Origin of the sequence: Phenylobacterium sp. (assembly GCF_036677185.1) — a bacterium.
Classification (GTDB): domain Bacteria; phylum Pseudomonadota; class Alphaproteobacteria; order Caulobacterales; family Caulobacteraceae; genus Phenylobacterium.
The window spans coordinates 151343-175558 of sequence record NZ_JAKFEN010000021.1 but is presented as its reverse complement, the minus strand read 5'-3'; the positions used below and the strand labels follow the sequence as shown (position 1 = coordinate 175558).

The following is a 24216-nucleotide window of genomic DNA, read 5'->3' as shown; positions in this document are numbered from 1 at the left end:
GGCGCTACTCACCCGCGCGTCGTGCGCCCACGGTCCCTCACCCCTGAAAACCGGAGATCCAGATGCTTCCGCTGATGTCCCGGCGCCAGGCCGGTGGCCTGCAGCAATGGGCTGTGGGTTATCCGCCCGCAGAATTCGCGTAGCTGCGGCAGGTGGTTCTCCGGCGCGTTGCCGGCGTTGATCGCTCCGATGGAGGTTCCGATCACCCGGTCCGGTCTCTCGGCTCCGCCGCGGGTTGAAATGATACTTAGAGTTATCTAAGTATCCGTTTCTTCCTGGTGATGAGATCCGGCATGAACCAGCCTTCGATCCAACTTCTGAGCCGATTGGCCCTGGCGCGGGCCATCCCGTTCCGGACCCATCGACTCCCCGCATCAGGCTGGTTGGAAGCCTCGGACGGCCTAAGGTTGCACTATCTGGATTGGCCGGGCGACCCCCACACCCTGGTCCTGCTGCACGGTGGCGCGCTATCGGCGCACACCTTCGACCTCTTGGCCCTCGCCCTTGGGGACGATGTCCGTTGCATCGCGCTCGACTTGCGTGGCCATGGCGCCAGTGGGTGGGCCGACGAGTATTCCGTGGAGCGCTGGGCGGCGGATGTCAGGGACTTGGTGCGTCAGTTCGGCGTGGCCGCGATACACCTTGCTGGCATGTCCCTTGGCGGCTGCGTCGCGGGTCATGCGGCTGCGGCGCTGGGCGACAGGCTGGCAAGCCTCACCTTCATCGACGTCGGCGACCAAGTGAACTTCACCGCCAGCGCTCGCATGCGCGCCTTTATCGAAGGGGTGCGACCCGTTGCGCAGGTGGAGGGCCTCGTGCGCCAGGCGCTGGCCGTAAGTCCGCGAACCGACCCCGACCTGATGCTCTACCGCTATCAGTCGCTGCTGACCCCCGGTCCGGACGGCTTCGGCTGGAAGGCCGACCGGCGGCGCCCCACCAACTTTCCACATATCCTCGGCAAGCTCGCGGAACTCGCCGATCTGGCGCCGCGGATCTCATGCCCAGTCCTAGTGGTGAAAGGCGGCCGCAGCCGCGTGCTCAGCCAGGCGGGGCTGGAACAGTTCGCCGGTCGCTTTCCGCGGGGTGGCTGGGCCGTCGTCCCCGGCGCTGGCCACAACATCCAGGAAGATCAACCGGCCGCCCTGGCCGCTGAGCTCCAACTTGTAATCACGCGGGCGGCTCACGCGACGTTGCAGCGCACCGCGGATCTTCCAAGAAGTCGCCAGACAAGGAGCCGGACGTGACGCTTATCCAACGGTTTATCGCCCAGCGCGCCGCATTCGAGGCTGCGTATGTCAGCGGCGATTGGGCGCCGCTCGGGGTCTTCTTTCACGAGGACATCACCTACGAGGTGATGAACATGCCGTTCCATTGTGTGATCAAGGGGCGGGCTTCGGTCCTCGCGGGGCTCGAACGCTCAGTTGAACGCTTCGACAAGCTTTGCATTCGAACCGTCGGCATCGACTCCTCGATCCAGGAGGAGGGCGCCAACGTCCTCGTCCACAGCGGCATGCGCTTCGAACGCGACGGCGCTCCCTCGACGTCCGCGCGGCTCTGGGAGATCGCGACTTATCGGGATGGCCTGATCGAACGGATCATCGACATCTATGATCCCGGAACGGGCGCCGAGTTCGAGCGCTGGATGGCCGGCTGGGGCCAAGGTCTCGACCCCAGCTACGTCTAGGGCCGTTCAAGGGCTTGGCGCGGCCTCGACTTGGCGCATCCCGAGGTTGGCGGTCTCCGCCTGCCGGGGGGCATCAGGACTCCTGCTCCAACAGATCGGTCACCCACGAGAGGAAGTCCTCCCGCGGCAGGGCCTGCAATCCAACGCTGCGCAGCAACGCGTCTCCAGAGAGGGCCTGGGCGAATGTCACGGCGCTGAGGAGCGCGATCAGCTTCTGGCTGTCCTCCAGCTGTGGAGCGGTGAGACCGCTTTCCAGGGCGCGGCGGGTTCTCGCCTCATGAAGCCAGTCGACGAGCGGCTGGAGCATTCCGCCGCCGCTCGGCGACCACCCGGAGAGGATCAGCCACATGGCGAGCCGCGCCGCACCGCGCCGCTCGTACAAATCGGTAAGTAGGCGAGCCGCTTTTCCAAGGTCGAACGACGGCGAGCCGCTTGCCTCCATCGCCAACGTAAGCTCGTCGACAAACCGACGCCCGGAGAACCGCAGCAACGCCTCGAGAAGCCCTTCCCGGTTGCCGAAGTGATAGTGGATGGCGGCATCCGTTAGCCCAAGGTCGCGCGCGATCCGCTGCACCTTCACGCCATGTGGGCCTTCTTCGGCGAGGTATCGCTCAGCGGTTTCGAGGATCGTCTGCCGAGACGCCTCAACGGTGCGCCGAACGCGCCTGCGGACCTGACTCTCCATCCGTTCCTCCGCAGGCGACCCAACCCCTTAGCTTATACTAGCACTGGCTGGGGGCAGTCTGAGTAGATTGATACCAACTGACTGAGGCTCGCGGCGTCACCGGATTCCAACGCTGCGGCCAGCTCGGCTGCCGAGAGCGGAGCGAGCCGCCATCGACGGAGCAGGCGGCTATCGGCTCTGGGAGTAGCGCGGCTTGGTGAATGAGCGCGCAGCGATTTCTCGCGGGGCACGACCAATAGTCTACGTGATCCGGCGCATTCCAGCACTCGCCGCGCCACCTTGGCCTTGAAGGCAGCCGAGCACCGCTTCCGCTTACCAGTCATAAAGTCCATCGTTCAAAGGCGAGCCTGCCATAACCGCCGGTCTGATTTTCCGGGGCCACCTCAATTGAAATGCTTGAGGGCGACGCTCCGAACAAGACCAGACCGCCCGATGCCGCGTGGCGGAAAATCCCCGAACAATGTCGAATGCGACACTTGTGCGTGAGGTGCTGGCCTGTGAGGCTAGGCGCTTTCGAATAGGCCGTGTTCACGAGGAAACCTCTGACGTGCGACAGCTCATGGCAATGGGGTCAACGGCCCTCGAATGGCGTGAGATTCCCGAACCCCGGCTTATGACCGCAACGGACGCACTTGTTCGCCCGATCGCCGTGTCGATCTGCGACGCCGACGTCCTCTATCTGCGTGGGCAGCTGCCGCGCCGCGATCCGTTTTGCTTCGGCCACGAGTTCGTCGCCGAGGTGGTGAGTTTGGGCGAGGACGTGGCCGGCTTCGCACCTGGCGACCGCGTGGTTGTCGCCTTCCTGATCGCTTGCGGATCCTGCTCGCCCTGCCGGCGCGGCTTTCCGGCCGCCTGCGCCACGGTCGACGCCAAGGCGGCCTATGGCTTCGGGATCTTCGGCGACTGGGGCGGGGCGCTCTGCGACCTGATCCGGGTTCCGTTCGCAGGCTATATGATGGCGCACCTGCCGTCAGGGGTCTCGCCCAGCGCCGCGGCGAGCGTGGGTGACAATCTGTCGGACGCGTTCCGCTGTGTGGCCGAGGGCCTGGAGGAGGAGCCCGGCGCCTCGGTGCTGGTGGTCGCCGGGGGCGGTCGCGCGCCCTCGATCAGCCTCTATGCCGCCGCCCTGGCGTTGGCGCTCGGGTCGGAACAGGTCGACTACCTGGACAGCGATCCGGAACGGCTCTTGATCGCGGAGTCGCTTGGCGCCAGACCGATCCTCGCAGCCAGGGCTCCGGACCGGCAGGGCAGCCACTACATCACAGCCGACACCAGCGGCGACCCTTCCGGCGCCTGGCTAGCGACCGCGCTCCGCTCGACCGCGCGCTACGGCCGCTGCACGAGTTGCGGCATCTATCACGGGTCCGCCCCGCTCCCCCTCGGCGCCATGTACGCCCAGGGGGTTCGCTTCACGGTCGGCTGGGCGAACGTACAGACCCATATGCCGAAGGTGCTGAACCTGCTCCAGGCCGCGCCCGAGCTGCTCAATCCCATCCATACGATCGCGCCCTGGAGCGATGCGATCGATGCGCTGGCCACACCGCCGAGCAAACTGATCCTGGCGCGTCCGGAGGCGCTCTAGATGGCCGCACCCTTCTATTTTCCCGTCTTTGCTGTCGATGACCCGCTGGAGCTCGACGCCATGCTGGCGGCGGTCGGTCTCGGAACCCTGATCACGAACGGACCCGGGGGATTGACCGTGACGCACATCCCGTTTGTGTTCGATCCGGCGGCGCGTCTGCTGCGCGGGCATGTCTCGTTTCGAAACCCTCACAGCCAGACGGGCGAGGGCGACGCCCTAGTGCTGTTCAGCGGACCTGACGCCTACGTCTCGCCCGCCTTCTATCCTTCCAAGGCAGTGCATGGTCGCGTGGCGCCGACCTGGAACTATGAATTCCTTCACGTGCATGGCCCCGTTCGGTGGATCAACGATCCGCTCTGGCTGCGCCAGAATCTGGAAGACCTTACAAACCGGCATGAACACAACCGGGCCGAGCCCTGGCGGGTCGCCGATGCGCCGCCGGATTTCACCGAGAAGCTGCTGCTTCGGATCGTAGGGGTCGAGGTCGGTGTCGAGCGGATCGAGGGTCGTCGCAAGTTCTCCCAGAACGAGAGCGACGGCAATCGTATGGGCGTTATCGCAGGCCTGGCGGCGAGCGCTGGACTGCCCGAACAGCGGGTCGCCGCGGCGATGATGGCCCAGGAGGCCGTCTGCGGCGCAGGCGGGTCGGACGCATCCTAGGGAGAGGTTCGACGGCATGGACGGGCGCGGCGCGGACGAATTCGCCAGACGCCTCAAGACCCTGCGCGGTCTCACGCCCTACGAAGCCATCGGCAAGGCATGGGCCGATGAGCCCGAGCGCTTCAGGCTAGACCCGATCCACTTGACCTCGGGACTGAACACCTAGGTCGGCGGTGTCCAGGAATGTCTTGAGGATATGCTCGTCGTCGTCGTCGTCGAGGGTGTCCGCGCCCAAGACCAGCATATTGGCGTCACCGTGTTCGCGGGCGTGGACGCTTTCAGCTGGGGTATGAAGCAGAGTCGCCCGCATGAAAGGAAAGCGGTTGGCCGTTATGGCCATCATCTGCCCGCTACCGCATATTCCTATGGCGAAGTCGGAACGGTTCTCTTTGATTTCAGCCACCAAACGAAGCGCGTAGTCCATCGCGTCGACTCGCTCGACGCCACTGCCGGTCCCGCAGTCTTTCACGCTCTAGCCGTTGACTTGCAGCCAGACCTTCAGCCGCTCCTTGAGAGCGAAACCGCGATAATCGGCCCCGATCGAGATTGGCTTGTCGGTGAGTTTCTGCGTCATGGTTTCAACCTAGCGTGTGCTCGGAGGTAGGTGCAAATTCCCGTTCGCCGTAGCGCAGACCATGTCCGTTTTCGGCGAAAGCAGACAGCGCCTGTCGCCTTCGAGCAACGCTTTCAGACGACCGGACACTCTCTCGAGGTTCTTGATGTCGCTGTCGTGGCGTTCGGTGGAACGCGGTCAGGACGCGTCCTGGTTGTCGCCGTCGATCACTGGGTCTAGATTCCGAGTTGGCTGGGGCGGGAATCGTCTCTTGCATGCCACCAGCGCGGGTCGACGCGGGCGACCGGGAGTGCGGTATGCTGCATTACCTACAAAGCCTCCTCGACAGCCGGTTTCTCTCGCCGCATGGGATTTGCCTGCTGTGGAATCCGGAATTGATCTGGACCCATGTGATCTCCGACGCCCTGATCGGCACGGCCTATTTTTCGATCCCCATTGCGCTGGCCTATTTCATGAGCAAGCGCCGTGATCTGGCCTTCAGCTGGGTGTTCGGCTGCTTCGCCGCTTTCATCCTGGCCTGCGGCGCCACGCACTTCTTCTCGATCTGGACCCTTTGGAATCCCGACTATGGCCCCGAAGCCTTGGTCAAGATGGCGACCGCGGCGGTCTCGGTGATGACCGCCATCTTGCTCTGGCGACTGCTGCCCAAGGCGTTGGCGCTGCCCTCGCCAGTCCAGCTCCGCGAGATCAACAGTGTTCTGACGCAACGTGTGATCGAGCGTGACGAGGCCCTGGAGGCGCTGCGGCGCGAGAGCGAACAGCGTTTGCGGGCCGAAGAGCAGGTGCGCCAGGCCCAGAAGATGGAGGCCGTGGGCCAACTCACCGGCGGCATGGCGCACGACTTCAACAACCTGCTGACGGTGATCGTCGGCAACCTGCATCGCGCCCAGCGGCTGAGCGGACCGGGCGCCGATGGCGCGCAAGCGGCGCTTGCCAACGCACTGGTCGGCGCCGAGCGGGCGGCGGCCCTGACGGATCGCCTTCTCGCCTTCGCGCGCAAGCAGCCGCTGCAGCCGGCCGAGATCGACCTCAACGCCCTGGTCGGCGAAGTGGCCGAACTGCTCAAGCGCACACTGGGGCCGCAGGTTGAATTCGATATAGGGCTCGCACGCGACCTGTGGCCGGTCCATGTGGACGCCAACCAGACCGAGAACGCGCTCTTGAACCTGGCGCTCAACGCTCGCGACGCCATGCCCGAAGGCGGGCGGCTCACGATCCGGACCCGCAATCTGCCCGCGGGCGCGGGGCCGCATGGCGCCGCCCTGGGCGACTGCGTGGCGATCGAGGTGTCGGACACCGGAACCGGCATGACGTCGGCGGTGCTGGAGCGGGCGTTCGAGCCCTTCTACACCACGAAACCCTTGGGGGAAGGCACCGGGTTGGGCCTTAGCCAGGTCTATGGGTTCGCCCGCCAGTCCGGCGGAACAGCCGTGATCGAGAGCGTTGTGGGCATCGGCACGACCATCTGCGTGATCTTCCCGCGGATCGCGGCCATCACCCCCGCCACCATGAGCGAAGACGCGGCATGAACGCACGGCCGCTTTCCGTCCTCGTGGTGGAAGACGAGGACCTGGTGCGCGAAATCGTGATGCAGGAGTTGCAGGATGCGGGGTTCCGGGTCTTCGAGGCGGCCGATGGCGATGCGGCCATAGCGATCCTGGCGGGCCAGGACGCCATCGACCTGCTCTTCACCGACATCCGGTTGCCGGGGTCGCTCGACGGTTGGGGTGTCGCCGAGCAGGCGCGGCGGCTGCGCGAGAACCTTCCGGTGATCTACGCCTCGGGGTTTTCAACTCAGGGCCTGCGGTTGGTTCCCGGTTCCCGGTTCGTCAAGAAGCCATACGCCCCGTCCGCCATCATCGACATCATTCGCGAACTGGCCGCCTGAAGCGCTCACGGTGTTGAGCTTCCGCCCCTGGCTGCGTTGCGTAAGCCCAGGGGGACGGCACGCGGCCATCAGGGCTTGCTCCGGCCGCGACTTGCCGGCGTGGCTCAAGGGGATGCAGGCGAGTTGATCGACGTCAAAGGTGTCTGCGGCCGGCCCTGACAGTCTTAACCATTCGTGCGGGGCGCACGCCCAGCCGAACGACCGGAGGATGTCATGCGCAGCGGTGTCTTTCCAGGTTCCAGCACAGCGCAGGGCGGCCAGGGCCCAACGCCGGCCTCCGGCGTCAGGGGTGTCTGCGATGAGTGCGATATTGTCCGGGAAGCCGACCACCGCATCGCCAATCACCTGGCGATGCTCGAAGGCTTTGTACGGTTGAAGGGCGCCGAATTGGTGCGTCGGCCCATGGTTTCTGGCGGCGACCCCGATGTTCAGCTGCTCCTCGAAAGCATTCGCGCGCAGATCGGGGCGCTCGCGCGGCTGCACCGCTCATTCGCCGCCGACGGCAAAGGCTCCCCGGACCTGGGCGAGCATTTGCGTAACATCTGCACGCCTCTGGGGATCGCCCTCTGCGGCCGGATCGAGATCGTTCAGGATTTCCCGCCCGGATGTTTCGTGCGGCCAGATCAGGTCCTTCCGATCACCCAGATCGCCGCCGAGGTGATCACGAACGCGATCAAGTACGCCTATCCCGCCGGCGAGCGGGGCGTGATCCTTGCCCGTTGCCGCAGAGACGAGAGCGGTACGGTGTGGATCGAGATCGCCGACAACGGGCCGGGACTTCCCGCCACATTCGATCCCGAGACGGGCGGCGGGCTGGGGTTTCGGCTGCTGCGTGCGCTCGCCAAGCAAGTGGGAGCGGTCATGGCGTTCGACTTGGAGGGGCCCGGATTGCGCTTTCAACTCACGCTGCCAGAGTCCCCGTCGGTCATCGTCGTCTGAAGGTCGACATGCGCGCCGCCGGAGCCGACCTCACCCCAATCGATTGGCGAACCTGCGGAATCGCGAAGCCGCGGAACCGTCACGTCGAGCAGGTTGTCCCGCTTCAAAGTCATTGGGCGAGGAACGTCGATGAATGGGCTGGTCATCAGGGTGGCGGCCGCAAGAGATGAATAGGCGGCAGGCGCTGATTGGGGGAGGCGCATCAGTCCTCGTCGGCGCGGGCGGAGCGGCTCTCGCTTTCTCGCGCATGGGCTCGCTCGAGGACTATGCCGCGGCGGTCGCCGCGACGCGGGCGCGGCTCTCCGAACATCCGGGCCTCAAAGACCTCGTTCGCTATGCGACGCTGGCCGCGAACGGCCACAACACCCAGCCCTGGCGCTTTGATCTCGCGAAAGGCCGGATCGCAACCCTTCCGGACTTCGCGCGGCGCACGCCCGTCGTGGATCCCGACGACCATCATCTCTTCGCCAGCCTCGGCTGTGCTGGCGAGAACCTCGCGCTCTCGGCCGCCGCATGCGGTCGCGGCGGCGTCCTGCGGTTCGAACCTGGCGGCGCGGGCTCGCTCGTTTTCGAGTTTGGCGGCGGTCGGGCCGAACGCTCAGCTCTCTTCGAGGCGATCCCGAAGCGCCAGTCGACGCGCGCCGACTATGACGGGCGGCCAGTCGCGGTCTCCGACCTGGAGGCGCTCGCCGCCGCCGCCCGAGTCCCGGGGGTCCATCTGGTCCTGGCGACCGACCGGCGGCAAATCGAGCGCGTGCTGGAACTCGTCGCCGCGGGCAACAGCGCGCAGATCGCCGATCCCGCCTTCGTACGCGAGCTGAAGGCCTGGTTGCGCTTCAACCCGCGCGAGGCGCTGCAAATGGGCGATGGCCTGTTCAGCGCCGCGAGCGGAAATCCGAATTTGCCGACGTGGCTCGGCGGCCTGATGTTCGACCGGGTCTTCCGCGTGGCGACGGAGAACGACAAGTACGCCCGGCAGCTGCGCTCGTCCGCAGGCGTTGCGATCTTCGTGTCGGAGCAAGACGACAAGGACCACTGGGTGCGTGCGGGGCGTGCCTGTCAGCGCTTCGCCTTGCAGGCGACGGCGCTCGGGATCAAGCACGCCTTCATCAATCAGCCCGTCGAGGTCGCCGCCCTGCGACCGCAGTTCGCAAGCCTCGTGGGGACGCCTGGCCGCAGGCCCGACATCGTGATGCGCTTCGGCTACGGGCCCACCTTGCCGTTCTCGCCGCGCCGGCCGCCGGAAGCGGTCATGACGTCCGTGCCGGAAGGTGTGGCGTGACCGCCACGAACGGGGTTGGTCAGGCGACCAGGTTGCGCGGCGCGCCCGCCGCGAAGGCCTCGATGTTGTCGAGGGTGGTCTCCACGATGCGAGCCACCGCCTCGCGCGTATCGTAGGCGATGTGGGGGGTGACGATGACATTCGGCAGGCTCAGAAGTGCGTGGTCGGCGACGAGCGCCCTTAGCCGTTCCGTGGAGACCATCGTCTGGGAGCGGAAGATCTCCGCTTCCTCGCGCAGAACGCCTTCCTCGGCCACCACGTCGAGCCCCGCGCCGGCCAGGCGGCCCGTGGTCAGGGCCCGCACCAGGGCCTCGCCGTCCACGACGCCGCCTCGGGACGTGTTGATGAGCACCGCGCCCGGCTTCATCCGCGCAAGCTGGGCGTCGCCGATGAGATGGCGGGTCTCGGCGCCGCCGGGGAGATGCAGCGTCACCACGTCGGCGCTCGCCAGCAGCTCATCGAGCCCCGCATAGCGGAACCCCAGCGTCTCGGCCGCCGTCGGGTCGGGGCGGATGTCGAAGGCGACGACCTTCATGCCGAAGCCCTTGGCGATGGCGATGGCCCGGCGACCGATGCGGCCGGCGCCGACCACGCCCAGGGTCTTGCCGGCGAGATCGAAGCCGCGAAGGCCGTCTTCCGAGAAATCGCCGCGCCGCGTCCGCTCGGCCGCCTCGACGACGCGCCGGCTGAGCGCCAGCAGCAGGGCGAAGACGTGTTCGGCCACCGTGTGGTCGCCATAGTCCGGGACGTTGCAGACCGTGACGCCCGACCGTCTGCAATAGTCGAGATCGATGTGATCGAAGCCCGTCGAGCGGGTGGCGATGAGCCGAAGCTTTGGAAGCTGACGCAACACCGGCGCGCCGAGGTCCGAGCGGATGAAGGTGGTGACCGTCTCGACGTCGGCGTAGGCGCCCGCCGACGCTTCGGTCAGGGGGCCCGCCAGGCATTCGACCGTGTGGTGCGGCTGGAGCCTCAGGCACGCCCGGCGCTCCCAATCCGCCACTTCGAAGACCGCGATCTTCATCAGCTCCAACGGCGTCGGAGGCCGCTCCCGGTGGATGAGCAAGTGTGCTGCGCCAACCTGTCCAGAGTGACGCTGCGTGAGGGATCGCGCATTCCAGGGCGTCCGGCCTTGTGCAAAATCAATCGGCGGTCTTCGCCGACGCCGCTGGAGGATTGGTCCATTCGCGGTTCCGCGGACTGGGCGCCGCTCCTTGGTCCCAAGCCGGACATGATCGCGTCAGATGCGCTCGTGCTGGCAGGATAGGTCGCCGGTTCTCATCGCGCGCGACCCGTTCATGGGCGGCCTGCCTCACGCCGCGACCGGCAGTCCCGCCGCCTTCCACTCCGGAAATCCATCTTCCAGCCGCCGCACCTTGAAGCCGTGCTCACGGAGCAGCGCCACCGCCTCGAACGCCAGGACGCAATAGGCGCCCCGGCAATAGGCGACGATCTCGTGGTCCCTCGGCAGGTCGGCCAGGCGACGCGGAAGATCGCGCAGCGGGATGTTCACCGCCGACGGCAGGCGACCGCTGGCGAACTCATCTTCCGGCCGCACGTCCAGCACGGTGACGAGCCCATCCTTGATCCGCTCGGCGAGGTCGGCCCGCGACACCGGCTCCATGGTGTCGCGCTCATGGAAATAGCCGGCCATGACCGCCCGGACTTCGGCCTGGTTGCGCTCACCCAGGCGGCCGAGGGCGGTCATGAGATCCACTACGGCCGGGTCGCTCAGCCGGTAAAGGACGTGCTTGCCGTCGCGCCGTGAGGCCAGCAGGCCGGACCCGCGCATGAGCCGCAAGTGCTGGGAGGCGTTGGCGACGGAGAGCCCGACACGTTCGGCGACGCCCTCGACGCTGCGCTCGCCCTGGCCCAGCACCTCGATGATCTCGATGCGGTGCGGGCTCGCCAGCGCCTTCGCCAGTTCGGCCAGGCCGGCGAACACCAGGTGCTTTGGATTGTCGCTTGACAGTTTCGGTTCCTCGATCAATCGTTCAATCAATTAATTGAATGATCGTGCAAGAATGTCAAGGCGTCGCGCCTTGCGTCTGGCGCGGCCGGTCTTGGATGGACCGTGACCTGGGAGGTGTTCCATGCGTGCATTGCCTGTCCTGTACGGCGTCGTCGCCTACGCCGTCTTCTTCCTGACGTTCCTATACGCCATCGGCTTCGTGGGCGGCCTCCTCGTTCCGAAGTCGATTGATTCCGGCGCGCCGGCCAGCCTGGCGCAGGCCGTGCTCATCGACCTGGCTCTGCTGGGCGTGTTCGCGGTCCAGCATAGCCTGATGGCCAGGCCCGCCTTCAAGCGCTGGTGGACCAGGTTCGTGCCGCAGCCGGTGGAGCGCTCGACCTACGTGCTGTTGGCCAGCCTCGCGCTCGTCCTGCTGTTCTGGCAGTGGCGGCCGCTGACCCAGCCGGTCTGGTCGGTGACAGGTGTGTGGGTCCAAGTGCTGTGGGCGGTGTTCGGCCTGGGCTGGGTCGTGGTGCTGACGAGCACCTTCCTGATCAATCATTTCGACCTGTTCGGGCTGAAGCAGGTCTGGGACTACCGCTCGCGCCGCGAGCCGCCGCCGCCCGAGTTCAGGACGCCGTGGTTCTACAAAGCCGTGCGTCACCCGATCTACCTGGGCTTCATCCTGGCGTTCTGGGCGACCCCGAACATGACGGCGGGCCATCTGCTGTTCGCCCTGGCCACCACCGCCTACATCCTGATCGGCATCCAGCTCGAGGAGCGCGACCTGATCGCGGCGTTCGGCGAGCAGTACGCGAACTACCGCAAGCGAGTGTCCATGCTCATCCCGTTGCCGCCGCACGGCGCGCGCGAACCGGTGAAGCCCGCTGGCGCGGCGAACAAGCGGCCATGATCCTGCGTCAGTTCCTGCACCACGACCCAGTGGGAATCTCATACCTGCTCGGCTGCGGCGGCCAGTCCGCCGCAGCCGTCATCGATCCTGTGGGCGACCCCGCGCACTACCTCTCCGCGGCTGAACAGAACGGCATGGCGATCCGCTATGTGATCGACACCCATCTGCATGCCGACCACGTCTCCGCCGGCCGTCGGCTCGCCGAGGCCGCCGGCGCGCCCTATGTGCTGTTCGCCGATGCGGCGGCCGCGGGGCCGTTCAAGGGTGTCCGGGATGGTGACGTTCTGGAACTCGGCAACGTCGCCGTGGAAGTGCTCCATACGCCTGGCCACACGCCCGAACACATCTGCCTGCTGGTCACCGATCGGACCCGCGCGGCTGAACCCTGGTTCGTGCTCACCGGCCACACCCTGATGGTCGGCGACCTCGGCCGCACTGAGTTGGCCGCGTCGGCGGAGGAGGGCGCGCGGACCCTGTTTCGCACCATCGCGCGGCTGAAGTCGCTGCCGGACTATGTGGAAGTGCTGCCCGGCGCCTTCTCCGGCTCGGTCTGCGGCCGTCGGCTGAGCGGCAAGCTCACCTCCACCATCGGCTTCGAGCGCCGACACAACCAGGCCTTCCGGATCGATGACGAGGAGGCGTTCGTCGTCGCCATGCTGATCGAGATTCCCGAGCCACCCGCCCAGGCGGCCGAGCTGCGCGCCGTCAATTCCGGATTCACGGCCGCCGCGGCGTGAGCGATCCGAGCCCGACGTCCGCCCGAGACGGCGCGGCCGCCCCCGCCGGCGGACTGCGGCTGGGCCTCGCCGAGAACTGGCGTCAGTTTGGCCTGTTGATCCTGGTCAACGCCTTCGTGGGCGGCATGGTCGGGCTGGAGCGCACGGTCGTCCCGCTCATTGGGGTCGAGGAATTCCGGCTCGCCTCCACCACCCTGGTGACCTCGTTCATTGTCAGCTTCGGGGTGATCAAGGCCTTCACCAACCTGCTGTCGGGCCATTTCGCCGACGTCTACGGACGCAAGCGGCTCCTGGTCCTGGGCTGGCTGATCGCTTTACCCGTCCCGTTCATGATCGGCTGGGGCCCGAATTGGGGTTGGATCGTCGCGGCCAACGCGCTGCTCGGCGTCAGCCAGGGCCTCACCTGGTCGATGACGGTGATCATGAAGATCGACCTCGTCGGCCCAAAGTCGCGTGGCCTGGCGGTCGGCCTCAACGAGTTCGCCGGCTATCTGGCGGTCGGGCTCACGGCGCTCGCCACCGGCTACATCGCCCAGCGCTATGGCCTGCGGCCCGAGCCCTTCTATCTCGGCGTCGCCTATGCCGCGCTTGGCCTCGTCCTGTCGATCTTCCTGATTCGCGACACCCGCCACCATGTGGGGCTCGAGATCGCCGGTCACGCGGTGGCCGCCGAGCCGGTGCGGTTCTGGGAGGTGTTCCGGCGCACGTCCTATGGCGACCGGAACCTGTTCGCGGCCTCGCAAGCCGGGCTGGTCAACAACCTCAACGACGGCATGAGCTGGGGGATCTTCCCGCTATTCTACTCGGCCTTCGGGCTGAGCGTGGAGCGCATCGGGATCCTGAAGGCGGTCTATCCGGTGGTCTGGAGCGTGCTGCAGACCGTCACCGGCGCCCTAAGCGACCGCTGGGGCCGCAAGGGCCTGATCGTCGCCGGCATGTGGGTGCAGGCCGCGGGCCTCTTCCTGACCGCGGCGACCCGGCAGTTTGGCTGGTGGCTGGCCGCCAGCATCCTGCTCGGCCTGGGCACGGCCATGGTCTATCCGACGCTCATCGCCTCGGTCTCCGACGCCTCCCATCCGACCTGGCGCGCCCGCTCGCTGAGCGTCTATCGCTTCTGGCGCGACATGGGCTACGCGGTCGGCGCCTTGGCTGCGGGCGTCATCGCCGACCTCTTCGGGGCCCCATGGGCCATCGGTTCGATCGGGGTTCTCACCCTTGTTTCGGGGGCCGTCGTCGCCGTCGCCATGCGTGAGCCGCCAGGGTAGCGCGATAAAGAATCTACCTCCGATCGTCGCCGGAAAACGCCACGCGTAGCCGTCGGTCTTCCGGGCTGAGAACCTGCATTTCATCGAAGCAAGCCTGCACTGACCGGTGGGCGAGTCGCCGGACGATTAGTCCTGGCTCGCCGCAACCCGCTGGGCCGCCCGTTGAAAGAGTTCGGTGGGGTTTTGGCCGAGCGAGCGGACGATGAGATAGAATTCAAGAATGTCGATCCGGCGTTGACCCTGCTCGATCATCGAGACGTGCGACCCCGACCGCCCGATGCGCGCGGCCAGCGTACGCTGAGAGACGCCGGCGCTTTGCCGGGCCTGGATCAGGATTTCACGGAATGGCTCGTAGTCGGCGCTGAACACCGGGTTTGGCCGGCGACAGATAAATTGCACAGGTCTCCTCCTTGTCCTGGGCTGGCCGAAGCTGCCGGCGCTCCGGCGCATGAGCCTTCCTCGCTTCGTCGGTCCAGGCCTCCGCGGCCCGGGCGCAATGGACGACCCAGGCGATCCCGCCGCCGTGGGAGCGACAAACCGCCATCGCAAATCGGTCGCGTCAATCCAATTGACCGGATCGCGGCGAGAATAGTGGAGTCATATCATTTGCGCATATCTGCCCTGGTATTTGCTATTTGAATTCAATCCTCAAAGATGTCGAGATGAGCATCTCGAAATCAGTTGAGATGCGAGCAGGAAGAAATCGTCGGCGCCTTCGATAGCGGTCGCCAAGACAAGATTTCCGCAATCAAGCACTCGGATCGATCAGCGAGCGGTGTTGGCAGACGCACGTCGAAGGCGTCGACATCGTCGCGAAACAACAAAGGATGGCGCCGTGCGCCATCATTAGACGAGGGGGTGGGTCATCATGAGCAATCGGGCGCGAATGCGCGGGAAATTCTTTGCAACTGGATCCTTGATCGCGCTCGCGGTCGGGGCTTCACCGGCCTTGGCGCAGTCCCTTGCGCCGGGCGCGGCCGCGAGCCAGACCGCCGGGGCGCAGCTCGACGAAGTTGTGGTGACCGGTTCGCGCCGGGCGGGTGTCACCCTGACCGAGACCTCCGCCCCCATCGACGTCGTCTCGAGCGAGACGCTCGCCAAGCAGGGGGCGTCGAACATGAACGACGTTCTCAAGACCGCGGTGGTTTCGCTCAACGTGCAGAAGTTCGTCGCCCAGGACGGCGCGGCCTTCATCCGACCCTTCAGCCTGCGGGGGCTGCCCTCCGACCAGACCCTGGTGCTGGTGAACGGCAAGCGCCGGCATCGCTCGGCCCTGGTTCAGATCACCAATCAACCGCTGTCCGCCGGGGCCCAGGGCCCCGACCTGTCGACCATACCAGCGATCGCGATCGAGCAGATCGAGGTGCTGCGCGACGGGGCCGCGGCGCAATACGGTTCGGACGCCATCGCCGGCGTGATCAACTTCAAGCTCAAGCGCGCCTCGGAAGGCGCGACCATCATCGCCCGCTACGGCCAGTTCTACGAAGGCGACGGCGAGGACTATACGGTCCAGGCCAATGCCGGCTTTCCGCTCATGGCCGACGGCTTCATCAATATCAGCGGCGAATATCTGAGCTCGCGACCGACCTCGCGCGGCGCCCAGCGCCCTGACGCCCAAGCCCTGATCAACGCCGGCAACGCCGCCGTGCCCGTGCCCGCCCAACGGTGGGGCAATATCGACAACGAGGCGGCGAGGGTGTTCGTCAACGCCGAACTCCCAGTTGGGGAGGCGATCACAGCCTACGCATTCGGCAACCTCGGCAAGAGCGAGGGCGAGTCTGAATTCTTCTATCGCCACCCAGTCGCCCGGGCCGACGTGTTCGCCAGCGTGCCGCTGACCGCGACCCCGGGCGGCGCGCGCTTCAGTTTCCTCAGCATGTTCCCCGGAGGCTTCGCCCCACGGTTTGGAACGACCATCGAAGACGCGAGCCTCACGCTTGGCGGCAAGGGAGAGATCTTCGGTGCGCTGCGCTACGATCTCAGCGCCGGTGTCGCCCGCAGCGAGCTTGACTACAGCATCGCCAATACGGTGAACCCCTCGCTCGGACCGCAATCGCCGACCTCTTTCAAGCCTGGAACCCTGGAACAGCGGGAGAGCCGCCTCAACGCCGACTTCGTCTACGAGTGGGAAACCGGCGCCTTCGCAGCGCCGCTCAATGTCGCCTTCGGCGCGGAATGGCGGCGTGAGACCTTCAGGATCCAAGCCGGTGACCTGGCCTCCTACCAGGTCGGGCCCTTCGCGCGCGTCTTCGACCCCGACGCCGGACGGTTCATCGGACTAGGCGTCGGCTCAAGCGGTTTCCCGGGCTATACGCCTCAATCGGCCGGCAGCTTCTCGCGCACCAACTGGGCGGCCTATGTCGACCTGGAAACCGATGTCACCGAAGCCCTGACGCTCGCGGTGGCGGCCCGGTTCGAGGACTTCTCGGACTTCGGCCAGACCTTCAACTGGAAGGTCACCGGCCGCTACGAGCTTATCGACGGCGTCGCGGTCCGCGGGTCAATCAATACCGGCTTCAAGGCCCCGACGCCTGGCCAGTCGAACATCTCCGACGTCGCCACCAATATCGATCCCCTGACCGGCGGCCTGCTGCTGGTGGCCACCCGGCCGCCAAGCGATCCGATCGCCCGCTACTACGGGGGCAAACCGCTGGCGCCCGAAGAAGCGATGAACTACGCGGCCGGCGTCGTCTTCGACCTGTCGGGCGGATACGTGGTGACCGTCGACTACTTCAACATCAATGTGGAGGATCGCATTGCGCTGACCTCGCGCATCCCGATCACCGCGGCCGACCGCGCCGCGCTCGCCGCCCAAGGCGTTTCGGCGGGTGACGTCCAGAGCGTCCGCTTCCTTGGCAACTTCTTCGACACCAAGACGCAAGGGGTCGATGTGGTGGCGTCCAAGACCTGGAGCTTCGACTCGGGACTGCGCTTGGCGCTCAGCGCGGCGGCCAACTACACCGAAACCGAGATCACCGCGGTTCGGGAGCCGCGCGCCATCGACCGGGAGCGCCGCATCGAGATCAGCGCCTTCAACCCGAAATGGCGCGGCAATGTCACCGCCAATCTCGAGCAAGGCCCCTGGAGTTTTATGGCGCGCGCCAACTATTACGGGGAGTGGACCGACGCAGTTCCCAACGCCGTGCCGACCGCCGTGTCCTTCGACCAGACCTTTAGCGCTGAGTGGCTGGTCGACCTGGAGGCCAGCTACGACTTCACCGAGAAACTCCGGCTTTCGGTCGGCGCCGACAACGTCTTCGACGCCTATCCGGACAAGGATCGCCGGATCAGCCAGATCAACAACGGCATCATCTATCCGCAGTTCTCGCCCTTCGGCTTCAATGGCGGCTTCTGGTACGTGCGCGCCACCGCCAAATTTTGACAGTCCGTTGGCCAGTTGAGCTAGGTTCGGCTCAGCGCCCCCGCAGGAACCCCGTCGCGCTCCCCCGCGATGGGGCCCGGCGGCGGCTAAGGTCGGTGGAGCTGATCGGCCAGGGCGGGCATTGGGAGGGCGAGCCATGAATCTACGTCAGCTCGACGCCTTTCGCGCCGTGATGATGACGGGCTCGATCACCCACGCCGCCGAGCAGCTCTATCTGTCGCAGCCCGCGGTCAGCCGGCAAATCTCGGATCTGGAGCGCTCCCTCGGCTTCAAGCTCTTTGTGCGCACCAAGGGGAGCGCGCTGGCGGCGACACCGGAGGCGAGCGCCTTTTTCGTCCAGGTGGAGCGGTCGTATACAGGCATCCGCGAGCTCGCGCGGGCCGCCGACGACATCCGCAATTTCCGCAGCGGCAACCTCCATATCGCCTGCCTGCTGGCGCTCGCGACCGGCTTCGTCCCTTCGGTGATCAAGAAATTCAGGGACGACTATCCTGACGTGAAAATCCACCTGATGACCCGCAGTTCCGCGACGATCCGGCAGTGGGTTGGCTCACAGCAGTTCGACTTCGGGATCGCAACCCCGAGCGTCGACGTGCCGGGGTTGGAGGTCGAGACCCTGCTGCGGACGAAGGGCGTCTGCGTGCTGCCCCAGGGCCATCCGCTGTCGGCCAAGAGCGTCATCCGGCCGGCGGACATCGGCGACCACCCCTTCATCTCCCTGGGCCTCGAGGATCCCGCCCGGCGCAAGCTCGACCTGATCTTCGAGCGGGCCGGCGTCGAGCGCAACATCGTCGTCGAGACGTCCTACGCCGTCACCATCTGCGGGCTGGTGCGCGAGGGGATCGGATGTTCGATCCTCAATCCGCTGAGCGTCGACGACTTCGCCGGCCACGGACTGGTTGTGCGGCCGTTCGAACCAACGATCGAATTCCAGTACATGCTCTTCATGCCTCCGGCGCGACCGCACTCCCTGCTGGCCTCGAAGTTCATCGAGTACCTGAAGGCTGAGCCCACGTCGCGATTGCCCGTTTAGTCGGCGGGTATGGGCCGTCTTCACTGGACGGCGAGCGGCGCCTATTCGTGAGCAACGCGGGCAAGGCCGCATTCGCGCGTGGTCCATCGCAAGCAAATCCTTGCATGGTCTCAGTATCGAATCTGAGGTGGCGCGATCGGATCATGAATTCGCCGCCCGACGTTCCGCCAAGATATAACATTAGCGCATAACCATCTCATATCTTTAGCGTGAAGAGCATATTCCGTTGTGAAGGTTTGGGCTTCGAATTAGGGGTTGTGGTCATGAATATCTCCGCCAAGAGGCCCCGGTGGGGCGCGCTGCTCGCAGCGACACTCGGCCTTTTGGCGAGCGTCGCCGCGCCGGTCTCGGCTGCCGCCAAGACCTCGACCCTGCAGTCGGTGCGCGCGCGGGGCTATGTGAACTGCGCCATCCACACCGGCCAGGCCGGCATGTCCTACCTCGACAAGCAAGGCCGCTGGAGGGGCCTCTTCGCCGACTATTGCCGAGCGCTGGCGGCGGCCACCCTGGGGGACTCGAGCAAGGTTCGATTCCTGCCGGTCTCCTCCAACAAACGCTTCACCATCCTGCAGACCGGCGAGGCCGACGTCCTGTCACGCACGACGACCTGGACCCTGACCCGCGACGTCGGCCTCGGCATCAATTTCACCGGGGTCCTCTACTATGACGGCCAGAGCTTCCTGGTGCCTCGTGCGGGCGGCGTGCGCGCCGTCAGTGGCCTGAACGGCGCGACAATATGCGTGACCAAGGGGACCACCGCCGAGCTTGGAACGACCGACTATTTCGCCCGGAAAGGGCTCCGCTATCGGCCCCTGGCTTTCGAGAGCGCCGAGGAGGCCAAGGTCGCCTTCTTCGCCGGCCGGTGCGATGCGATGACGACCGACGCCTACACGCTGGCGATCATCCGGCTGGCCGACGCCGAACGGCCCGCCGACTACATGGTCCTGCCCGGTTTCATCTCCAAGGCGCCGCAGTCGCCGGCGGTGCGCAGCGATGATGAACAGTGGTTCGACATCAACAAATGGCTCGTGAACACCCTGATCGCCGCCGAGGAATATGGGGTGACGAGCGCCAATGTGGACCAGGTTCGTAGGACCACCACCGACCCGGAACTCAAGCGCCTGCTCGGGGTGACGCCGGGTGTCGGCAAGTCCATGGGACTCTCCGAGGACTGGGCCTATCGGGCGATCAAGGCGGTCGGCAACTACGGCGAACTGCACGCTAAGTACATCCAGCCGCTCGGTGTCGAGCGCGGCATGAACCGGCTCTACACCGAGGGCGGCCTCCTCTACCCGCTGCCGCTGCGATGAACCTGAGCGCGTCGTCCATGTCCCGCTCGGAGGCTTCGCTTAGCCCTGGCGCGGCGCGGCGTCGCGCGCAGGGGCGCCGGCGCTGGCTCGTTCAGGCGGCGGTCCTGACGATCTTGCTGCTCGCCTCAGTGATGCTGGTGCGGACCACCCAGGAAAACCTGGCGGACCGCAACATCAGGGCTGGCTTCGGCTTCCTCGGGCAAGCCGCGGAGTTCGCCATCGGCGAGACCCCGATCGCCTACAGTCCGTCAGACAGCTATGCGCGGGCCGTCCTGGTGGGCGTTCTCAACACCACCGGCCTGGCGGCGGTGGCCATCGTGCTCTCAACCCTGCTGGGGTTCCTGATCGGCTTCGCCCGTCTGTCCGGCAACTGGGTGATCGCCAGGACGGCGGGCGGCTACATCGAGGTGGTCCGCAACCTGCCGCTGCTGCTGCAACTTTTCGCCTGGTACAGCTTCCTGCTCAACGCCCTCCCGCATGTGAAGCGCGCGGTGCTGCTGCCTGGCGGCCTAGTGCTGAGCAATCGCGGGCTGAACCTGCCGGCCATCGGGGAACCCTCGGCGTTCTGGCTTCTGGCCGGAGCCTTGGTCGTCGCAGCGCTTCTAGGCGGCCTTCTGGCCCGCCGGTTGAGGCCCGCGGACCCACGTCTCGCAAGCCTGGCCCGAGGCGGTTGGATCCTGGCGCCGAGCCTGGTGTTGATCATCGCGCTGCTGGTCCCGTTCAGCCGTCCCGCGATGGTCGCCCCGCAGTTGGGTCCGTTCAACTACGAGGGCGGCCTGGAACTCTCGGTGGAGTTCCTGACGCTGGTCGTCGGTCTGAGCGTCTACACGGCGGCCTACATCGCCGAGATCGTGCGCGGCGCCATCCAATCCTGCGCGGCCGGACAGCGCGAGGCGGGGATCGCGCTCGGCCTTCGGCCAGGACAGGTCATGCGCCATGTGATCCTGCCCCAGGCCATGCGCTCGATCATCCCGCCGATGGTCAGCTGGCACATCAACACGGTCAAGAACACGTCCCTGGCCGTGGCGATCGGCTACGCCGACATCGTCTCCGTCGTCGATTCCATCATCAATCAGACCGGCCAAGCGATCGAAGGCGTGCTCCTGATCATGGGCACGTTCCTGCTGTTCTCGATCTCGATCTCGCGGCTGCTCAATTGGTACAATGACCGGCTCGGCTGGAGCTTCTCGGCTACGGCTGGCGTCGGCCGCGGCTCCGGCGCCCCTCCGGTGAACCTCTCCTCGATCCGGGCCTTCGCAGGGTGGGCGCGCCGCGCGCTCTTCGGATCCCGGCGTCAGTCGGCCCTTTCTATCGCGGCCGGCCTGGCTTGGCTGTGGCTGTTCTGGCGCGTCCTTGACTGGGCCGTCCTCCAGGCCGTCGTCGACGGCGATGCGCAGGCCTGCCGCGCGGCGGGCGGCGCCTGCTGGCTGTTCATCCGCGAGAACTATCGGCTGATCCTCTTCGGCACCTATCCCGAGCCCCTGCTCTGGCGTCCGGTGTTGGTCTGCGGCCTCTTCGCCGCCGCGCTCGCGCTTTCGTTCGTCCGGCGCCTATGGGGTCCATCCATCGCCCTTGTCTGGCTCTTCGCCCTGGTGGCGGCGCCGGTCCTCATGTCGGGGAAGGCTCTTGGCCTCACGCCCGCGCCGATGGGGGAATGGAGCGGGCTGCCGGTGACCTTGATCCTGGCGAGCTCGGCCGTCATCTGCGCCTTCCCGCTCGCCGTCGCGCTGGCCTTGGGTCGTCAATCCCAGCTCCCGGTCGTGCGAGCCCTATCGGCGGGCTTCGTCGACGTCATGCGCGGCGTGCCGCTGATCGGCGTGCTGTTCATGGCGGCCGTCATGTTCCCGCTTTTCGTTCCCGAGTGGCTGAGCATCGACAGCCTGGTTCGGGTCGCGATCGCGCTGATCCTCTTCACGGCGGCCTATATGGCCGAGGCTATTCGCGGGGGATTGCTCACCCTGCCTGACGGACAGCGTCAGGCGGCCATGGCGCTCGGCCTGACCGGATGGCAATCGCTGCGCAGGGTGATTCTGCCTCAGACCCTGAGGGTCAGCATGCCTGGGATCGTCAATACGGCGATCAGCGAAGTGAAGAACACGACGCTCGTCTTGATCGTCGGGGTATTCGACGTACTTCAGACGACCCGCCTTGCCTACATGGATGTCGAGTGGCGGCCGTTCTACGTCGAGGCCTACGTCATGACCGGCACGATCTTCTTCGTGATCTGCCTTTCCCTATCCAGGCTCAGCCTTCGACTTGAACAACATCTTTCCCACACACGGAAGAACTGAAGTGACTCAAGAGCTTGAACGTTTGGGACAATCCCGAACCTCGGATGCCCAAGACGCGGCGCAGGCGGCGTCGCCGAGCCTGGCGACCCGCGCCGTACACGGTGGGCCCGATCCCGGGGACATGGGCGGATTGCTCAATCCCCCCGTCCATCGTGCATCCACCATCATCTTCAAGACCGTCGACGCCTATCGTCGTCGGCATGACGGCTTCTATGACGACGTGATCTACGGACTCTACGGGACCGAGACCACTTTCGCGCTCGCCCGCGCCGTCGCCGATCTCGAGGGCGGCTACCAGAGCGTCATCACCTCTTCGGGCAGCGCGGCGGTGGCCCTGGCCTTGGCCGCCTTCACCAGCGCCGGCGACCATATCCTGGTGTCCGATGTCGTCTATGGCCACACCCGCCGTTTCTGCCAGGAGGCGATGGTTCGATATGGCGTCGAGGTGACCTATTTCGACCCCCTGGTTGGCGGCGCCATCGCTGATCTTGTTCGCCCCAATACACGGGCGATCTTCATGGAGAGCCCCGGCTCCCATACCTTCGAGGTCTCGGACGTTCCCGCGATCTGCGCCGTGGCGCGGAAGCATGGCATCGTCACGATGATCGACAACACCTGGGCCACCCCGATCTACTTCAGGCCCATCGAACACGGCGTCGACGTCTCCATCGCCGCGGCGACCAAGTACATGGCGGGTCACTCGGACGTCATGCTGGGCGCCATGACGGCCGGGTCGGAAGAGATCTATCAGAAGCTGAAGGACTCGGCGGGACGCTGGGGAGTCTCGGCAAGTCCCGATGACTGCTATCTCGTCCATCGGGGCCTGCGGACCCTTCCGAGCAGGCTTCGCCACCATGAGCGCACGGCCAAGGCCCTGATCGAATGGCTGCAGGGCCAACCAGAGGTGCTCCGCATCCTCTACCCAGCCCTCGAAAGCGACCCCGGCCACAAGATCTGGAAGCGGGACTTCGATGGCGCCTCCGGACTGTTCGGCGTGGTGATGAAGCCGATGGACGACGCGGCCATCGATCGCTTCTTCAATCACTTCTCGGTCTTCCTGCTGGGCTCCAGTTGGGGAAGCTATGTCAGCCTGGCCGTTCCCGCGGCGCCGCCTCCCGTCCGCCTGGCCGGAACGCCGCCCCTCGAAGGGACGCTGGTCCGCTTCCACGCAGGCTTGGAAGACCCCGCCGACCTGATCGCGGACCTGGAACGGGCCTTCGCACGACTGCGCTCCGGCGCGGCCTGACCCCAAGACGGTGGAAGAAGGTTTCGATGGCGTCGCTCAACTCGGCCCCGAACAGCCCGCCGGCGGTGGAGCTCCGCGGTGTCAGCAAATGGTATGGCGATTTCCAGGTCCTAAAGGGCGTGGACCTGACGGTCGCGCCCGGTGAACGGGTGGTCGTGTGCGGGCCTTCCGGGTCGGGCAAGTCCACCCTGATCCGCTGCATCAATCGGCTGGAAGAGGCCGAGGAGGGGGCGGTGCTCGTCAACGGCGTCGAGCTGGGCGAGTCGAGGCTGCCGATCGAGACCGTGCGGCGCGACATCGGCATGGTCTTCCAGCACTTCAACCTCTTCCCGCACATGACGATCCTCGACAACTGCACGCTCGCGCCGCAGCTTGTACGCAAGCTCGGCAAACCCGAGGCCGAGGCGCGCGCGCTCGCCTATCTCGAGCGGGTCCGTATCCTCGACCAGGCGCACAAGTTTCCAGGCGAGCTGTCCGGCGGCCAGCAACAGCGGGCGGCGATCGCCCGGGCCCTTTCGATGGAGCCGGCCCTGATGCTCTTCGATGAGCCCACCTCGGCGCTGGATCCGGAGATGATCAACGAAGTCCTGGAGGTGATGGTGGACCTCGCGCGGGACGGCCGCACGATGATCTGCGTCACCCACGAGATGGGCTTTGCGCGCGAGGTCGCCGACCGCGTCCTGTTCATGGATCAAGGCCAGATCATCGAGGATCGCCCGCCCGCCGAGTTTTTCGCCGCACCCAGCCATGAGCGGGCGCGCGCCTTCCTCGGACAACTTCTTCATCGCTGACAG

General features: G+C 66.1%; 22 protein-coding genes and 1 pseudogene. 18 read left to right on the top strand and 5 right to left on the bottom strand.

All coding sequences use genetic code 11. From position 1 onward, the window contains the following. Positions 1–293: 293 nt before the first annotated feature. Both V6M51_RS12780 and V6M51_RS12775 read left to right on the top strand, forming a co-directional pair. Positions 294–1244, top strand: a complete 951-nt coding sequence (locus V6M51_RS12780; protein WP_332767703.1) for an alpha/beta fold hydrolase — start codon at positions 294–296, stop codon at positions 1242–1244. Next, positions 1241–1684 carry a nuclear transport factor 2 family protein gene (locus V6M51_RS12775; RefSeq protein ID WP_332767701.1) on the top strand — a complete coding sequence of 148 codons (444 nt, stop codon included), beginning with the start codon at positions 1241–1243 and terminating at the stop codon, positions 1682–1684. The genes V6M51_RS12780 and V6M51_RS12775 overlap by 4 nt, the downstream gene beginning before the upstream one ends. A gap of 73 nt (positions 1685–1757) precedes the next feature. Here the strand turns inward: V6M51_RS12775 and V6M51_RS12770 are convergent, their stop codons facing one another. Next, positions 1758–2369, bottom strand: coding sequence for a TetR/AcrR family transcriptional regulator (locus V6M51_RS12770; RefSeq protein WP_332767699.1), 612 nt, complete (start codon positions 2367–2369; stop codon positions 1758–1760). A 613-nt stretch (positions 2370–2982) separates the two neighbouring features. Here V6M51_RS12770 and V6M51_RS12765 point away from each other — a divergent pair. The 3 genes and pseudogenes from V6M51_RS12765 to V6M51_RS12755 form a co-directional block, all read left to right on the top strand. After that, positions 2983–3951 (top strand): zinc-dependent alcohol dehydrogenase, encoded by a 969-nt coding sequence (locus V6M51_RS12765; RefSeq protein WP_332767697.1) that lies wholly within the window; start codon positions 2983–2985, stop codon positions 3949–3951. Further along, a complete protein-coding gene (locus tag V6M51_RS12760; protein ID WP_332767696.1) occupies positions 3952–4611 on the top strand; it encodes an FMN-binding negative transcriptional regulator in 660 nt (219 codons plus the stop codon). It abuts the gene before it with no gap. A gap of 31 nt (positions 4612–4642) precedes the next feature. Next, positions 4643–4777: pseudogene (locus V6M51_RS12755) on the top strand (IS481 family transposase); the annotation flags it as partial. On the opposite strand, the gene V6M51_RS12750 reads toward V6M51_RS12755, so the two are convergent. Next, the gene (locus V6M51_RS12750; RefSeq protein ID WP_332767694.1) at positions 4739–5035 is read right to left on the bottom strand and encodes an RpiB/LacA/LacB family sugar-phosphate isomerase; all 297 of its coding nucleotides are present in this window, start codon (positions 5033–5035) and stop codon (positions 4739–4741) included. The pseudogene V6M51_RS12755 and the gene V6M51_RS12750 overlap by 39 nt on opposite strands. A 446-nt stretch (positions 5036–5481) precedes the next feature. On the opposite strand from V6M51_RS12750, the gene V6M51_RS12745 reads away from it, so the two are divergent. From V6M51_RS12745 to V6M51_RS12730, 4 genes are all read left to right on the top strand, one after another. Next, positions 5482–6714 carry an ATP-binding protein gene (locus V6M51_RS12745; RefSeq protein WP_332767692.1) on the top strand — a complete coding sequence of 411 codons (1233 nt, stop codon included), beginning with the start codon at positions 5482–5484 and terminating at the stop codon, positions 6712–6714. After that, a complete protein-coding gene (locus V6M51_RS12740) occupies positions 6711–7073 on the top strand; it encodes a response regulator (RefSeq protein ID WP_332767690.1) in 363 nt (120 codons plus the stop codon). The genes V6M51_RS12745 and V6M51_RS12740 overlap by 4 nt, the downstream gene beginning before the upstream one ends. A gap of 213 nt (positions 7074–7286) precedes the next feature. After that, positions 7287–8012 carry a sensor histidine kinase gene (locus V6M51_RS12735; RefSeq protein ID WP_332767688.1) on the top strand — a complete coding sequence of 242 codons (726 nt, stop codon included), beginning with the start codon at positions 7287–7289 and terminating at the stop codon, positions 8010–8012. 247 nt (positions 8013–8259) lie between these two features. After that, positions 8260–9294 carry an Acg family FMN-binding oxidoreductase gene (locus V6M51_RS12730; RefSeq protein ID WP_332767686.1) on the top strand — a complete coding sequence of 345 codons (1035 nt, stop codon included), beginning with the start codon at positions 8260–8262 and terminating at the stop codon, positions 9292–9294. A 19-nt stretch (positions 9295–9313) separates the two neighbouring features. On the opposite strand, the gene V6M51_RS12725 is transcribed toward V6M51_RS12730, so the two are convergent. Together V6M51_RS12725 and V6M51_RS12720 are read right to left on the bottom strand one after the other, a co-directional pair. Beyond that, positions 9314–10318 carry a hydroxyacid dehydrogenase gene (locus tag V6M51_RS12725; protein WP_332767684.1) on the bottom strand — a complete coding sequence of 335 codons (1005 nt, stop codon included), beginning with the start codon at positions 10316–10318 and terminating at the stop codon, positions 9314–9316. 288 nt (positions 10319–10606) lie between these two features. Beyond that, positions 10607–11284 carry an ArsR/SmtB family transcription factor gene (locus V6M51_RS12720; RefSeq protein WP_332767683.1) on the bottom strand — a complete coding sequence of 226 codons (678 nt, stop codon included), beginning with the start codon at positions 11282–11284 and terminating at the stop codon, positions 10607–10609. Positions 11285–11387: 103 nt separating this feature from the next. Between V6M51_RS12720 and mddA the strand changes: the two genes are divergently transcribed. Genes mddA through V6M51_RS12705 form a run of 3 tightly spaced genes read left to right on the top strand, consistent with a single transcriptional unit; the run spans position 11388 to position 14160 of the window. Further along, positions 11388–12158: a methanethiol S-methyltransferase gene (gene mddA / locus V6M51_RS12715; protein ID WP_332767682.1), complete on the top strand. Its 771-nt coding sequence runs from the start codon at positions 11388–11390 to the stop codon at positions 12156–12158. Then, complete coding sequence (locus V6M51_RS12710; protein ID WP_332767680.1) at positions 12155–12895, top strand: MBL fold metallo-hydrolase; 741 nt, start codon at positions 12155–12157, stop codon at positions 12893–12895. The genes mddA and V6M51_RS12710 overlap by 4 nt, the downstream gene beginning before the upstream one ends. After that, positions 12892–14160, top strand: a complete 1269-nt coding sequence (locus V6M51_RS12705) for an MFS transporter (RefSeq protein WP_332767678.1) — start codon at positions 12892–12894, stop codon at positions 14158–14160. Before V6M51_RS12710 ends, V6M51_RS12705 begins: the two co-directional genes overlap by 4 nt. A gap of 126 nt (positions 14161–14286) precedes the next feature. Here V6M51_RS12705 and V6M51_RS12700 read toward each other — a convergent pair whose 3' ends face one another. Further along, positions 14287–14610 carry a helix-turn-helix domain-containing protein gene (locus V6M51_RS12700; RefSeq protein ID WP_332767676.1) on the bottom strand — a complete coding sequence of 108 codons (324 nt, stop codon included), beginning with the start codon at positions 14608–14610 and terminating at the stop codon, positions 14287–14289. Between the two features lie 499 nt (positions 14611–15109). Between V6M51_RS12700 and V6M51_RS12695 the strand changes: the two genes are divergently transcribed. From V6M51_RS12695 to V6M51_RS12670, 6 genes are all read left to right on the top strand, one after another. Then, positions 15110–17542 carry a TonB-dependent receptor plug domain-containing protein gene (locus V6M51_RS12695; RefSeq protein ID WP_332767674.1) on the top strand — a complete coding sequence of 811 codons (2433 nt, stop codon included), beginning with the start codon at positions 15110–15112 and terminating at the stop codon, positions 17540–17542. Positions 17543–17678: 136 nt separating this feature from the next. Continuing rightward, positions 17679–18575, top strand: coding sequence for a LysR substrate-binding domain-containing protein (locus V6M51_RS12690; RefSeq protein WP_332767672.1), 897 nt, complete (start codon positions 17679–17681; stop codon positions 18573–18575). Positions 18576–18838: 263 nt separating this feature from the next. Continuing rightward, positions 18839–19885 carry an amino acid ABC transporter substrate-binding protein gene (locus V6M51_RS12685; RefSeq protein ID WP_332767671.1) on the top strand — a complete coding sequence of 349 codons (1047 nt, stop codon included), beginning with the start codon at positions 18839–18841 and terminating at the stop codon, positions 19883–19885. Between the two features lie 113 nt (positions 19886–19998). Beyond that, positions 19999–22176, top strand: coding sequence for an ABC transporter permease subunit (locus V6M51_RS12680; protein WP_332767669.1), 2178 nt, complete (start codon positions 19999–20001; stop codon positions 22174–22176). A 130-nt stretch (positions 22177–22306) separates the two neighbouring features. Next, a complete protein-coding gene (gene metC, locus V6M51_RS12675; RefSeq protein ID WP_442957854.1) occupies positions 22307–23422 on the top strand; it encodes a cystathionine beta-lyase in 1116 nt (371 codons plus the stop codon). A gap of 26 nt (positions 23423–23448) precedes the next feature. After that, positions 23449–24213 carry an amino acid ABC transporter ATP-binding protein gene (locus V6M51_RS12670; RefSeq protein WP_332767665.1) on the top strand — a complete coding sequence of 255 codons (765 nt, stop codon included), beginning with the start codon at positions 23449–23451 and terminating at the stop codon, positions 24211–24213. Positions 24214–24216: the final 3 nt, after the last annotated feature.